This window comes from Bacteroides sp. 3_2_5 (genome assembly GCF_000159855.2).
In the GTDB taxonomy this organism is placed as follows: domain Bacteria; phylum Bacteroidota; class Bacteroidia; order Bacteroidales; family Bacteroidaceae; genus Bacteroides; species Bacteroides fragilis.
Map to the genome: position 1 here is coordinate 203,495 of NZ_JH636044.1, position 14,121 is coordinate 217,615.

A 14,121-nucleotide genomic window follows, 5' to 3' on the forward strand; every position below is an offset into this window, starting at 1 on the left:
TATATAAATGAATAAAATGAAAGTGATTACCTCTTTCCGCAACGGAAAGAGGTGGGGGGAGGCTCTGTTTCTGGCATTGCTTTTACTCTATCCGGTTTCGATGCATGCCGATGAAGGTATGTGGATGCTTGGCAATTTGAATAAAGAAACCCGTAAGACGATGAAAGAGTTGGGTTTGCAGATGCCTGCCGACCAACTTTATTGCACCAGGCACCCGTCTCTGAAAGACGCTGTGGTCAGTTTCGGAGGATTCTGTTCGGGAGTAGTCGTCTCCGAAGATGGCTTGGTGTTTACCAATCACCATTGCGGATTCAGCAGCATACAGCAACACAGTTCGGTGGATCATGATTATTTGAAAGATGGGTTCACGGCACATAGCCGGGAGGAAGAATTGCCCAATCCCGAGCTGTATGTCCGGTTTCTGCTTCGTACGGAAAACGTAACCCGGCGGGTACTGAAAGCTACGACACCCGGTATGACCGAATCCGAACGCAGCCTGGCCATCGATTCGATGATGGTGTTGCTGGGAGATGAAGTCACTAAAAAGGACTCTACACTGGTCGGCATTGTGGATGCGTATTATGGTGGCAATGAGTTTTGGCTTTCTGTTTACCGCGATTTCAACGATGTACGCCTGGTGTTTGCTCCACCGTCTTCCATCGGTAAGTTCGGTTGGGATACGGACAATTGGATGTGGCCCCGTCATACTGGCGATTTCTGCGTCTTTCGTATCTATGCCGGTAAAGACAACCGTCCTGCCGACTATTCACCCGACAACGTGCCCTATCGCCCCGAATACGTGGCTCCCATCACATTGGATGGATACAAAGAAGGTTCATTCTGCATGACTCTGGGTTATCCCGGTAGCACGGAACGTTATCTTTCTTCGTTTGGTATCGAAGAGATGATGAACGGCATGAACCAGGCTATGATCGATGTCCGCGGAGTGAAACAGGCCATTTGGAAACGTGAGATGGATCGCAGGGATTCCATCCGTATCAAGTATGCGTCAAAATATGATGAAAGTTCCAATTACTGGAAAAACAGCATCGGAACCAATAAAGCGATACGCAAGCTGAAGGTGCTTGACAAGAAACGGCAGGCGGAAGAAGCACTCCGGCAGTGGATTCAGAAGACTCCGGCAGAACGTGAGAAACTGTTGCATCTGATGTCGTCGCTCGAACTGAATTATAAGGACCGTAAGGAGGTGAACCGGGCGATGTCTTATTTCGGGGAGTCATTTATCAATGGTCCCGAGCTGGTGCAATTTGCGTTGACTATCCTCAATTTTGATTTTGAGGCGGAACAGAAACAGGTCGTGGCCCAGCTCCAGAAATTACTCGATAAGTATGCAAATTATGACGTTTCCATCGATAAGGAGGTGTTTGTGGCCATGCTGAAGGAGTATCGGACCAAAGTGGATAAGGCTTATCTGCCCGATCTTTATCAGGCCATAGATACACTTTACGGAGGCAATGAACAGATGTATGTCGACACGTTGTATGCTCATTCGGAACTTACCTCCCCCCGCGGCTTGAAGCGTTTTCTGGAGCGTGACACAACTTTCCACATGATCGATGATCCTGCTGTTTCGCTGGGCATCGATCTCATTGTAAAACTCTTCGATATGCGTAGTCAGATGGCTGAGGCTTCCGATAATATAGAGAAGGACGAACGTGAGTTCAATGCTGCCATGAGACGGATGTATGCCGACCGTAATTTCTATCCCGATGCCAATTCTACCATGCGGTTGAGCTTCGGTACCATTGGCAGTTATTCACCTTACGATGGGGCTGATTATGGCTATTACACTACGGTGAAGGGTATTTTCGAGAAGGTAAAAGAGCACAGCGGCGATCCCGACTTTGCCGTGCAACCCGAGGTGCTGTCCCTGCTGTCATCGGGTGATTTCGGGCGTTATGCCGATACGAAGGGAGACATGAATGTCTGCTTTATCTCAAACAACGACATCACAGGTGGAAACTCCGGCAGCGCCATGTTCAATGGCAAAGGCGAATTGTTGGGATTGGCGTTCGATGGAAACTGGGAAGCCATGAGCAGTGATATTGTTTTCGAGCCCGATGTGCAACGCTGCATTGGAGTCGATGTGCGTTATATGCTCTTTATTATCGAGAAGTTTGGTAAAGCAAGCCATCTGATACAAGAACTGAAAATAGAGGGGTGAGGGCATCACTTACCGCAGAGTAACGCAGGGTACGGTTTCGACATACCTCCTAACGTTTCAGTATAATAACGATTACTGCCGAAATAATCAGCAGAATACCGATCCCGATGCTTTGGGTAAAGGGTTCGCCGAATATAAAGATACCTACACAAACAGCTGTCACCGGCTCCATGGCTCCAAGTACGGAAGTGAGCGTGGAGCCGATGCTTTTTACCGCCCGTACCAATGCCAGGTTGGAGACCACTGTCGGGATCAGTGCCAGGAGTACCAGGTTTCCACCCGTGTGCCAGTCAGGGATAGTTTGTATGCCTGTAGTAGCACCTATGCCTGCCAGCAATAAGAGCGTGCCGAACAGGAAAACATAGAAAGTAAGCCGTAATCCCTTCATCTGTCCGATTTTGAGCTGGCTGACCGTAACCAGATAAAGTGCATATCCCAAAGCCGACAGGAGGACGATAAACAATCCGAGGGCGGTAATTCCTCCCGAACTGTCGCCATAAGAGAGGCAGGAGACACCGACCACTGCGAGGGCGATAGCAAAGAAACGCCACGTCGATTTCCTTTCGCGGAAGAAGATCATCATGATCAGAGTGGTCAATACCGGATACATGAAATGAATGGTGGTGGCTACGCCGCTTGCCATAAATTTATATCCCCAGAACAGAAAGACTGCGGACATCAGATACAGAAAAGCAAGTAACATTAATGACGGGATCTCTTTCCGCTTGATATGGAAAGACTGCTTGTCTAGCAATAGGATGCATCCCAATGCCAGGCAGGCAAACAGGAACCGGTAGAACAGAATGGACTCGAAGTTCATTCCTTCACGCATGGCAGGGATCGTGAAAAGAGGAATAAGGCCGAAAGAGGCCGACGACAGCAAACCGTAAAGGAAACCATTCAATTTGTTCATACCCGAAAACTATTACCTGTTTTTTTTAATTCACGCAAAGGTAGCACTTTTAAAGACAATAATAAAGAGGGGAAGGATTTTTACTATGGGGGATCGCAACTCGTGTTCACTGCGGATTCCACAGCTTTCCGCAGATAAATATCATTCGTTACCCATAGGTCAGGTTTACTCTTTGTTGCTCTGCGGTGGATGTTGTCATTTTGACTTTTTGCTTTTCCGACCCATTCAGAATCGTTTATTTCGGCCCTCTCTCCTGTGGAGGTAATAAAAATGGCTGGATTTTGCATCAGGGAAAGGATCCGATGCTTGAGAATTCTTCTGTTTCCTTTCTGATTTTTGCTATAAGCGGTGATCTGTGAGCAAATAGACCTTTCGGATAAAAATATAGTGCCTTTTTGATAGTTCGTTCGTGCTCCTCTTCGGATACCAACCGACTCGGAAACGGGAGCTTTTATGAAGAATGTACCGATAGAGTGGGTCTCTTCTTCCGATGCAGCAGGCATTTGCTCCCGATGCAGTAACCTTTTGGGGTAAATGCAGTAAGCATTTCATTCGGGAGCTTGCTTGTCGGAACGGGAAAGCCCGGCTCTCCGTCTCACTCAGACGGTAGCTGAGTGGGATGAAGCGCCGGGCTTTCGTTCGGGATCTCTCTGAAAGAGTGATCTTATAAAGAGGGAAGGTTGGTCAGAAACGGCTATTTGAATCCTTTTGTAAGTCCGTCAGCCGTTTTCCCTGTCCTTTTGTATTTAGCTCTTTTTAGGCTTTCTTCTTGCCCATCCTTCTTCGCTGAAGTCGGGTTCGGCATCTTTAAAGAACTGTTTCCATTCATCTTTGCCTTTGGGGCCGCGGGCTGCGGAATATCCCCGTTCCTCACGGCTTGGCTTTTTGCCTTTCCGGCTGTCGGCTTGTTTGCTGTCTTTGCTGCCTTTGCCTCTCTCTTTGCGGTCGGCAGATGGAGCGCTGCTTCTTCCTCTGCCACCCTGATCGTTACCTTCATTCCGCTTTCCACGTCCTTTGTGCTCTGTAGATGCCTCTTCTCCGGCTACCTCTACTGTGACTTTACGTCCGTTCCAGTTTGTCCGGTTCAGCGCCTTTACGACGTTTTGTGCTTGTTTCTCTTCCACTTCGAAGAACGAGAAATTTTTCATCAGGTCGATGCGTCCCAATTCTACTCTTCCTCGTGTGTTATTGTTGAGCAAGGTGATCAGTTCGTGAGGGAAGAAGTTATCCATCTTACCCAGATTGATGAAAAGGCGGGTGTAACCCGGTTCTGCCTGGCGGCTGCTTTTTCCTTCACGGCTTTTTCCGGCGCGTTCACTGCGGCTATCAGTCGGCACCTCTATTTCTTCGCGGTTGCGATAATAGTCGACAAACCGGTTGAACTCATGCGATACCATGCGCTTGATGAGGTCTTCTTTACTCAGCCACTCCAGTTTACGGTAAATCTCAGGCATGAAATCATTGATATCCTCCTCGTTTACCTTTACTTTTTCAAGATCGTCTATCACTTTGAGAAGCTGTTTCTCGCAGATCTGCTTACCGGTAGGCATTTCACCGGCAATGAATTTCTTACCGATGATGCGTTCTATTTCGCGCATCTTTCCTTTTTCACGCAAATTGATGATGGCGATGGATGTACCTGTCTTTCCGGCACGTCCTGTACGTCCGCTACGGTGCGTATAACTTTCCGTATCGTCCGGCAATCCGTAGTTGATGACGTGTGTCAGGTCGTCTACGTCCAGTCCGCGCGCAGCTACATCGGTGGCTACCAGGATCTGGATGTTGCGGATGCGGAACTTCTGCATCACCGTGTCACGCTGTGCCTGTGAGAGTTCTCCGTGCAACGAGTCAGCGTTATAACCTTCCTGCATCAGTTTATCGGCAATCTCCTGTGTCTCTTTGCGGGTACGGCAGAAGATGATACCATAAATCTGCGGATAATAGTCTACGATGCGTTTCAGAGCGGCGTATTTATCTTTTGCATGTACGGTATAGACCACATGCTTCACGTTGCTCGTACTTTCGTTCTTGCGTCCGATGGTGATCTCTTTTGCATTGTGAAGGTAGTTCTTCGAAATACGGGCTATTTCCGGGCTCATAGTGGCCGAGAAAAGCAGTGTGTTACGTTCTTGCGGAACATCTGCCAGGATGGCATTGATACTGTCCGTAAAGCCCATATTGAGCATTTCGTCCGCTTCGTCCATCACTACGTTTGTGACAGTGGCAAGAGATACCGTTTTGCGTTCCATCAAGTCGAGGAGTCGCCCCGGTGTGGCAACAATGATATGCACACCCCGTTTCAGGCTGCGTATCTGGCTGTCGATGGATGAACCGCCGTATACAGGCAATACTTTCAGCCCGTCGATGTATTTGGAATAGTCGTTCAGGTCGCCTGCTATCTGGAGGCAAAGCTCGCGTGTGGGGCAAAGAACGAGTGATTGAGGTATTCTGTTTTTTACGTTAATTTTCTGGATGAGGGGCAAGCCAAACGCTGCGGTCTTACCCGTCCCTGTCTGTGCAAGAGCTACTACATCATTATTCTCTCCTAATAGGTATGGAATCACTTCCTCCTGTACCGGCATGGGATTCTCGTATCCCATCTCTTCAATAGCTTTACGTATCTCCGGAGAAACGCCAAGCTCTTCAAATGTCTTCATTAAATCTCTGTATATCTTTATTTTCGGGTGCAAAGATACGCATTAATTGTGAATAATGAATGATAACAATAAATAATGATGAACAAAAAGTGCGTTATTCCAGTAAGATGGTGCGTAGCCTGTGTATGTCTTCGGACTGAAGGCCGATTGCCTTTCGCAGATAGGTGGGTACATCACCGTATTTCCGCTCTATCTCGTCTTTGGCTGCATTGAGAAAGTCTTCTTTTGCCGAAAAGAGGGTGGTGATGGCTTCCTGTGAATTGACCGGCAGGTTATAGGCGTATTTGGAGGCTTTGGGGATGTTGAAGTAATCGTTGCTCAAACGGTAATCTTCCATAATGATATCTGCATTGACATCTAAAGAGGCCAGTATCAGTGCGGATACAATGCCTGTCCGTCCTTTTCCCGACGAGCAGTGAATCACGACCGGATAACTGTTTTTATCGAGCAGGATGTCGAAAATCTCTTTATATTCCTTTTGGTATTTTGCCACCAGTTCACGATTCATCGCTTCTACCATGTGGTAAATGGTATCTGTCTTGATCTTCTCTTGCTGTATGCCGTGCAGGATATGTTCCATGTCGCCCGTGTTGATGGGGATATGTACTACATTGAATCCCTTTTGCAAGGGAGGTGTATTATGGAGTTCGCTCTCGGAGCGCAGATCCAGAATGGTCTTGATACCCAGGTTTTGCAGTTTCCTGAGGGCAAAGCAATTCAGGCTGTCTATCTGTGCCGAACGGTAGAGCTTGCCCCAACGTACATGCTTTCCGGTGGCGGATTTGTAACCTCCCAAGTCACGGAAGTTTTGAATGCCGGGCATATTCACGTTGCGGGGAGCCACTTTCACACGGTATTTATCGTTGAACACCAGCATGTAATAAGAGCGCCTGGAAGGATCGTTGGTCACAATCGTCATTCGCGCATCGGAGATATTGGCCATGGCAACCGGATTATCTTCGGGTATGAATTCCGGATTGTCGGATGTATATACTTTCACCTGCCCCTTGATGAGAGGAGTCGTTTCCCATTTAAGAATACAGTTTCCTATATTATTCTCTTCGCAAACCACCGAAATGTTAGGAGACATGTCTGTGCACGAAGGCAGAATAAGTAAAATAGTTAGTAAATTGAACAGGTTCTTGTACATAGTTTGTATTTGTCTGAAAGCACTGATTGCAAAGATAGGAATTCTCGTTACATGGTATAATTACTTTGCGATAATTAGGCAACGTTAATAGTAATTAGCTACGAATTGCAGGCTACAAGCTACAGGTAACCGTGCCGGATGACTGTACATTCATTCGCAGTTTGTAGCCCGTAGCTTATTGCTTTCAACGGTAGTTGGCCGCAAACTCCCCGGATATGGAGTTGTTGAAACTTTTGCAAACTTCGGCTGCAAAGTCTTGTCCGCATTGTATCACTTTATCCCAGGTCTCTTCACTCAGGTGTTGCAAGTCACGGTACCGGACGTCGTACTTTAGCATGCCATAGATCAGCCCGGCATTAAAATTGTCTCCTGCACCGATAGTGCTGACTGCCTCTAATGGCGCGACAGGATACTCTTTGGATATTGCGTTCGTACGCAGTGAGATTCTTTCGGCTCCGGCTGTGCAAAGGAAGAGCGGACAATAGAACTTTATCTTGTCCTTGTAGATTTTTTCTACGTCTTTGATTCCGTACATATAATAGAAGTCTTCCAAAGAGCCTCTTACAATGTCGGCATATTCCAGGTTCTCGATAATGGTCGGAGCCAGTTTCATCGCTTCATTCTTGTGTGAGGATCGGAAATTGGGATCGTAGTATACAATCGCTCTTTTTTCTTTTGCTATGTCCAGCAGTTCCAATATCTTATCACGCAATACCGGATTGAGAGCATAATATGAACCGATGACAATGATGTCGTCTTCATTGATGGACGGGAATAAAACGTCCAGCCGCTGTTTTGGGTAGTCTTTATAGAAGATATATTCTGCATCGCTGTGTTCGTTGAGGAAAGCTAGGGATACGGGCGATTTGCCGTCCGGAAACACGTTGACGTGATCCGTCGGGATGTGATTGTCACGCATGAATTGCAGAATGATGTTTCCTACATGGTCATTCCCTGTTTCACTGATGAAGCATACATTGACTCCCATGCGTCCCAAAGAAACGATGCCGTTGAATACAGAGCCTCCGGGAACGGCTGCCGAAGGCTGGTCGTTCCGGAAGATGATATCGAGTATAGTCTCTCCGATGCCGATTACTTTACGCATAGTTTTCTTGATTTTTCGCCCAAGTAGCCACCGTGATGGCGTTTGGAGTATTCTTCAATAGTAAATTCGGTCCTTTTCATGGTTTGCACTACGAGAATATCGCCGATGACGGTCATTACCGTAGTCGAAGTGGTCGGAGTCATCCCCAGGGTACAAACTTCGGCAGGATGTCCTGTGCTCAGGCATACATCCGATTCGCTGGCAAGCGGACTGTCCGGATTGCCGGTGATGACAATGAATTTCAGACCCGGATTCAGGTTGTGGGCCAGCTGGGTTAACTCTACGATTTCACGGGTTTTACCTGAATTTGAAATCAATAATAACAGGTCGTTCTCTTGCAGGATGCCCAGATCGCCGTGTTGTGCCTCGCTGGGGTGCAGGAAGACAGAGGGAATTCCGGTCGAACAAAACGTAGTGGCGATGTTCATCGCTATTTGTCCGGCTTTACCCATGCCGGAAGTTACAAGTTTGCCTTTTTTTCTGTGTATTTGTTCCACTATTAATTCAACGGCCTTTTCGTAGGCATCAGTCACAGGAATATTCAGCACAGCTTGTGCTTCCTTTTGCAGGAGTTCTTGAATAGATTCAATCATTATATCTTAATTGTTAATTCATTAAATGTGTTTGCTACTTCATAATAGGAGGACAGAGGGTGACGGGTGAATCCTCTTGCCTGTAATTCGCTGAGCACGGCGAGCAGTGGGTTGTAGAAACCATCTGCATTGTAGAAGATCACTTTCTTCTGATGATAGCCGATGGAAGCGGCTGCCATGACATGAAATACCTCATCCAGCGTGCCTATGCCGCCGGGAAGGGCCACCAATACATCCGATTGTTGCAGGATGATATCCTTGCGGTCGCTCAGGTCGTGTGTGGCGATTATCTCATCGGGGTATGTACTCACTTTGCCGTTTTCTTCCAGTTTGGAAGGTACTACACCGATGACATGTCCCCCGTTTTCTTTGACTGCTTTGGCCACGCATTCCATGAGTCCGAGGTTGGCACCACCATAGATAAGTGTCTTGCCGTTTTTCCCCATCCATTCGCCAATCTGATGGGCGGCATCGAAGTATATCGGGTCGATGCTGCCGGATGCGGAACAGAAAATTCCTATCTTCTCCATAAGGGTTATTGATGTTATAGCTTACAAATATCTGCAATTTTCTATAAACGACAATAAGTTTTATTGTATTTTTGTGTCCTCAACCTAACTTAATAGTAAGAATGAAGCAGTTAAGTACCCGTGCAGAAATGCAATATAATATACATACCCTGTCCAATGGACTTCGCATTATTCATGAACCCTCTTCTTCGAAGGTGGCTTATTGCGGATTTGCCGTAGATGCCGGAACCCGTGATGAGGCCGAAAATGAACAAGGAATGGCTCACTTTGTAGAGCATCTTATTTTTAAAGGTACCCGGAAACGGAAGGCTTGGCATATCCTGAACCGCATGGAGAATGTGGGTGGCGATCTGAATGCGTATACCAATAAAGAGGAAACTGTGATATATTCGGCATTTCTGACCGAGCACTTCGGAAGAGCACTGGAACTGCTGGCGGATATCGTTTTCCATTCCACCTTTCCGCAGAACGAAATCGAAAAAGAGACAGAGGTGATTATCGATGAAATACAGTCGTACGAAGACACTCCTTCGGAATTGATCTTTGATGACTTTGAAGATATGATCTTCCGCAATCATCCGTTAGGACGTAATATCCTGGGCAGACCCGATCTGCTGAAGAAATTCCGGAGCGAGGATGCCATGGCTTTTACTTCCCGGTTTTATCAACCCTCCAATATGGTATTCTTTGTCCTGGGTGATTTCAATTTTCAGAAAATAGTCCGTCAGGTGGAGAAGCTGTTAGTGGATCTTCCGTTGGTTACGGTTGAGAATCAGCGTACGATACCTCCGCTTTATGTACCCGAGCAGTTGGTTGTTCACAAGGAGACCCATCAGGCACATGTGATGATTGGCAGTCGGGGATATAATGCCTATGATGACAAGCGTACCGCATTGTATCTGCTGAATAATATTCTGGGTGGTCCGGGGATGAACAGTCGTCTGAATGTCTCTCTGCGCGAACGCAGGGGACTGGTCTATACGGTGGAGTCCAACTTAACGTCATATACCGATACGGGAGCTTTCTGCATTTATTTCGGTACCGATCCGGAGGATGTGGATACTTGTCTGAAACTGACTTACAAGGAGCTGAAACGGATGCGTGATGTGAAGATGACCTCTTCGCAATTGATGGCTGCCAAAAAGCAACTGATCGGCCAGATCGGGGTCGCTTCCGATAATAACGAAAACAATGCGCTGGGAATGGCGAAGACTTTTCTGCACTACAATAAGTATGAATCATCCGAATCTGTTTTCCGGCGTATCGAAGCCTTGACGGCAGAAGGACTGTTGGAGGTAGCCAATGAAATGTTTGCAGAGGAATATCTCTCTACACTGATTTACAGATAAGAAAAAAAGGAAGAGGGTGCATCTGAGGATTGACATTACTATTAGACACACAATTAATACTTATATAAATCTTTACGATGCACTCTCTGACCTTGGAATATATAAACTAAAAAAACATCCTGGTGCGGGCTGTATATGAACCTATAAAGCCGTGATGCAGAAAGTGCTAAATAAGGATATGCCTGAGCGCAAATACATCGTATTTTTGTGCAGGCTTAACTCTGTTACGGAGGGTATAGGTAGAAGTATCTTCTTTGAATGTTATCGGTCTCTGAGCATCCGTCTTGATAGCGGGATGGAAGTTATTGCTCTGTTTATACGGATTGGCTGAATCCGAAACCGATTTCTTAAGCAGTATCCCCTGATTGAAGTCAAACAGATCGTGACCGGAGTTATCAAAAGAGGGAACATTGTGAGTGTGGCTTTTTACGGCAGTAGTGACCGCCACCCCGTTATTTACGGGCTGTAGAGCACTGCTTTTCTGGGTACCGAATACCAAAAACAACAGGCATAACATTAGTAGTTTGATGTATGCTGTCATAATTGGCGGCAAATGTATGGATTAATATGGCTCTTTGGTCCGGGTGACTCTGCTTTTTCTCGCTTATTAATTATTTTTAATAGTATTGGATTGAACCTGTCGGGGGATGTCCGTCGGTGAATAATGCCTGCATATCTTCTGCTTACAAAGATTGCGTAAAAATGTTTAAAGACTGCTGTCTTCCGGCTTATTCAGCTTATCTTTGCTCGAAAACATAGAATTTATGATGACATTAATCCGTATTACGAGTGCTGACGATTCACGTCTGAACCGTTTGATTCCTTTGTACGAGGAGTCTTTTCCCGAAAGTGAGAGAAGAAAAATCGGGCAGTTGAAGCGAATGATTGAGAACCATGCCCCAATGTATTTCAATGCTATTGAATGTGATGGAGAATTGAGTGGAATGTTTGTATATTGGGATATGGGTGACTTCTACTATCTGGAACATTTGGCTGTATTCCCTGAGATGCGGAATAAAAAGATAGGGCAGCAAGTGCTTGATTATGTGGCTGAACACCTGAAAGGGGTACGCCTGCTCGAAGTAGAACCTACGGAAGATGAAATGACTACCCGTCGTGTGAATTACTACCGGCGTAATGGATATGAAGTGCTGGATAAAACTTATGTGCAGCCTTCTTATCATGCGTTGGAAGATGCTTGTCCGCTTTGGATTATGGGAAGTGAAGATTCTCCCCGGTTGGCTGAGCAGGTAGAAAGAATCAAGGAGGAGGTGTACAGGCAGCAAGTCGGCTGACCCTTGTACAAACCTTGTATATTTGTCGATATACTATTGATTCCACAGATTAGCAGAGATTGATTGTCCTATTGGAGAATCTGTGTTAATCTGTGGAATCTGTATTTGTACCGGATAAAGAAGTTGGCTGTTGTAGCTTTCGGATTTTAAAAGATTGACTTTGCAATTCCCATTTCCAATCCCCTTAACTCGGCAAGTCCTCGCAGGCGTCCTATGCAGGAGTATCCCGGGTTTGTTTTCTTTTTGAGGTCATCCACCATCTGGTGTCCGTGGTCCGGGCGCATGGGGATCGATACTTTTCTTCTCTGTTGTAACTCCAGGAAGGCTTTCATGACGTGATACATGTCCACGTCTCCTTCCAGGTGATTGGCTTCGTAGAAATTACCTTCAGCATCCCGTTGGGTACTTCGGAAATGGACAAAGTTGATCCGGTCTCCGAACCGTCTCATCATACCTTCCAAGTCATTGGCACAGCTTACACCGAGTGATCCGGTACAAAGGCAGAGTCCGTTCGATTCGTTAGGGACGACATCGATCAGTGCCTGAAAATCTTCTGCACAGCTCATGATGCGTGGCAAACCGAGAATGGAGCAAGGAGGATCGTCCGGGTGGATAACCAGCTTCACGCCGGCTTCGTCCGCCGTCGAAGTTATTTCTTTGAGGAAATGGATTAAGTGGGTGCGTAACTTTTCTGCATCGATGCCTCTGTATCGGTCCAATTCATGCTGAAATTGCTCCAATGTGAAACTTTCTTCCGAACCGGGAAGCCCGGCAATCATATTACGGACAAGGAGTTGTTTCTCCTTTTCGTCCATCTGTTCAAACCGGATTCTCGCTTTCGTTTTTTCTTCATCTGTGTATTCGGCTTCGGCACCCGGCCGTTTCAGTAAGAAAAGATCAAAAGCTATGAAGGCGGCGCGTTCAAAACGCAGGGCTTTGGAGCCATCGGGGAGGGTATAGGCAAGATCCGTACGAGTCCAGTCGAGCACAGGCATAAAATTGTAAGTAACGATATGGATGCCGCATTGTCCCAAGTTACGCAAACTCTCTTTATAATTCTCGATGTATTTCCGAAAGTTGCCAGTCTGGGTTTTGATATGTTCGTGTACCGGGACACTCTCTACTACCGACCATTTCAGCCCGACAGATTCGATCAGTTCCTTTCGTTTCATAATTTCTTCGACGGTCCACACTTCACCGTTGGGAATGTGGTGTAAAGCGTTAACAATACCCGTAGCTCCGGCTTGTTTAATATCCCAAAGGCTGACAGGATCGTCCGGTCCGTACCAACGCCAGGTTTGTTCGGATAAAAAGAGTTTGTCTTTTGGTAAAGTCATGATATTTGGTTGATTCATAAGTCTGTTTTCATTTGAGGTTGGTTTAATCAGTCAGTGTGTCTGTTCTGTCTCTTCCCTTTTCAGATATGTGTGGGATCAGAAGTTAGACTTTCTTTACATCGCAAAGGCATTGAATCCTCCATCCACTACCGCCACTGTACCCGTTACAAAGCTTGCTGCGTCGCTGATGAGGTATTGAATTGTTCCGCATAACTCTTCGGCACGTCCCATACGCCCGAATGGCGTTTGACGGATTACGTCTTGTCCCCGTTGTGTATAGGTACCGTCCGGATTGGTTAGTAGTGCACGATTCTGTTCTGTCAGGAAGAATCCCGGGGCGATGGCATTTATACGGATTCCTTCACCAAACTTTTTGGCAATCTCCGTGGCCATAAATGCGGTGAAATTGGTGATTCCGGCCTTGGCAGCGGCATAGCCGGCCACACGCGTCAAAGGGCGGAAAGCAGCCATGGATGAGAAATTGACGATAGCGCCCGCTCTTTGCTCCACCATGGGTTTCAGGAATACTTGTGTCGGCAGTATCGTACCGGTCAGGTTCAGATCCAATACTTTCTGGAATTCATCTATTTTCAGGTCAAAGATATCGCCTGTAGGTGAGATCGTAGCTCCCGGCATATTGCCTCCTGCCGCATTGAGTAATGCATCTATCCGCCCATAAGCTTTCAGTATATCCGCCAGGTTCTGTTCAAGTATCTTCCGGTCGAGTACATCGGTTGTCAGAAACAGAGCTTCACCTCCTTGGGTACGAATTGATTCTACAATCTTATTACCCACTTCGGTTTTACGTCCGAGGAGAATGACTTTGGCACCTTCTTCTGCCAGGTGGGCTGCAATTGCTTTTCCTAATACTCCCGTTCCACCGGTAATGACTACTACTTTGTCCTTTACACTAAATAAGTTTGCCATACTATTGCTTTTAAAGGTTAGACTTCTTGTCTTGTGGCTTCGTTATCGCACACGCAGAGCGCAAATATAGCTATAAAGTT

Annotated in this window: 12 protein-coding genes; 3 read left to right on the forward strand and 9 right to left on the reverse strand. The window is 46.5% G+C overall.

The genetic code is table 11. The features are described 5' to 3' along the window. The first annotated feature begins 7 nt into the window (after positions 1-7). On the forward strand, positions 8-2,185 hold the full coding sequence (locus tag BSHG_RS16635; RefSeq protein ID WP_008657925.1) for a S46 family peptidase: 2,178 nt from the start codon (positions 8-10) through the stop codon (positions 2,183-2,185). A 49-nt stretch (positions 2,186-2,234) separates the two neighbouring features. Here BSHG_RS16635 and BSHG_RS16630 read toward each other — a convergent pair whose 3' ends face one another. From BSHG_RS16630 to BSHG_RS16605, 6 genes are all read right to left on the reverse strand, one after another. Further along, complete coding sequence (locus BSHG_RS16630) at positions 2,235-3,098, reverse strand: DMT family transporter (RefSeq protein ID WP_005813879.1); 864 nt, start codon at positions 3,096-3,098, stop codon at positions 2,235-2,237. A gap of 746 nt (positions 3,099-3,844) precedes the next feature. Then, positions 3,845-5,755 (reverse strand): DEAD/DEAH box helicase, encoded by a 1,911-nt coding sequence (locus BSHG_RS16625; RefSeq protein ID WP_011201875.1) that lies wholly within the window; start codon positions 5,753-5,755, stop codon positions 3,845-3,847. Between the two features lie 94 nt (positions 5,756-5,849). Beyond that, positions 5,850-6,905, reverse strand: a complete 1,056-nt coding sequence (locus tag BSHG_RS16620) for a tyrosine-protein phosphatase (RefSeq protein WP_005783744.1) — start codon at positions 6,903-6,905, stop codon at positions 5,850-5,852. Between the two features lie 184 nt (positions 6,906-7,089). Then, positions 7,090-8,010 (reverse strand): carbohydrate kinase family protein, encoded by a 921-nt coding sequence (locus BSHG_RS16615; RefSeq protein ID WP_005783746.1) that lies wholly within the window; start codon positions 8,008-8,010, stop codon positions 7,090-7,092. Beyond that, positions 7,998-8,603, reverse strand: coding sequence for an SIS domain-containing protein (locus BSHG_RS16610; RefSeq protein WP_005783748.1), 606 nt, complete (start codon positions 8,601-8,603; stop codon positions 7,998-8,000). The genes BSHG_RS16615 and BSHG_RS16610 overlap by 13 nt, the downstream gene beginning before the upstream one ends. Continuing rightward, positions 8,603-9,133 (reverse strand): TIGR00730 family Rossman fold protein, encoded by a 531-nt coding sequence (locus BSHG_RS16605; RefSeq protein ID WP_008657929.1) that lies wholly within the window; start codon positions 9,131-9,133, stop codon positions 8,603-8,605. Before BSHG_RS16605 ends, BSHG_RS16610 begins: the two co-directional genes overlap by 1 nt. 128 nt (positions 9,134-9,261) lie before the next feature. On the opposite strand from BSHG_RS16605, the gene BSHG_RS16600 reads away from it, so the two are divergent. After that, positions 9,262-10,482, forward strand: a complete 1,221-nt coding sequence (locus BSHG_RS16600; RefSeq protein ID WP_008769163.1) for a M16 family metallopeptidase — start codon at positions 9,262-9,264, stop codon at positions 10,480-10,482. Between the two features lie 166 nt (positions 10,483-10,648). On the opposite strand, the gene BSHG_RS16595 is transcribed toward BSHG_RS16600, so the two are convergent. Beyond that, entirely contained in the window at positions 10,649-11,023 is a 375-nt protein-coding gene (locus BSHG_RS16595) for a hypothetical protein (RefSeq protein WP_032497330.1), read from the reverse strand. 223 nt (positions 11,024-11,246) lie between these two features. Here BSHG_RS16595 and BSHG_RS16590 point away from each other — a divergent pair, with 223 nt between their 5' ends. Then, the gene (locus BSHG_RS16590; protein ID WP_005783757.1) at positions 11,247-11,777 is read left to right on the forward strand and encodes a GNAT family N-acetyltransferase; all 531 of its coding nucleotides are present in this window, start codon (positions 11,247-11,249) and stop codon (positions 11,775-11,777) included. 146 nt (positions 11,778-11,923) lie between these two features. On the opposite strand, the gene uxuA is transcribed toward BSHG_RS16590, so the two are convergent. Then, positions 11,924-13,132, reverse strand: a complete 1,209-nt coding sequence (uxuA, locus tag BSHG_RS16585; RefSeq protein ID WP_008657933.1) for a mannonate dehydratase — start codon at positions 13,130-13,132, stop codon at positions 11,924-11,926. 96 nt (positions 13,133-13,228) lie between these two features. Further along, the gene (locus BSHG_RS16580; RefSeq protein ID WP_008657934.1) at positions 13,229-14,041 is read right to left on the reverse strand and encodes an SDR family oxidoreductase; all 813 of its coding nucleotides are present in this window, start codon (positions 14,039-14,041) and stop codon (positions 13,229-13,231) included. Positions 14,042-14,121: the final 80 nt, after the last annotated feature.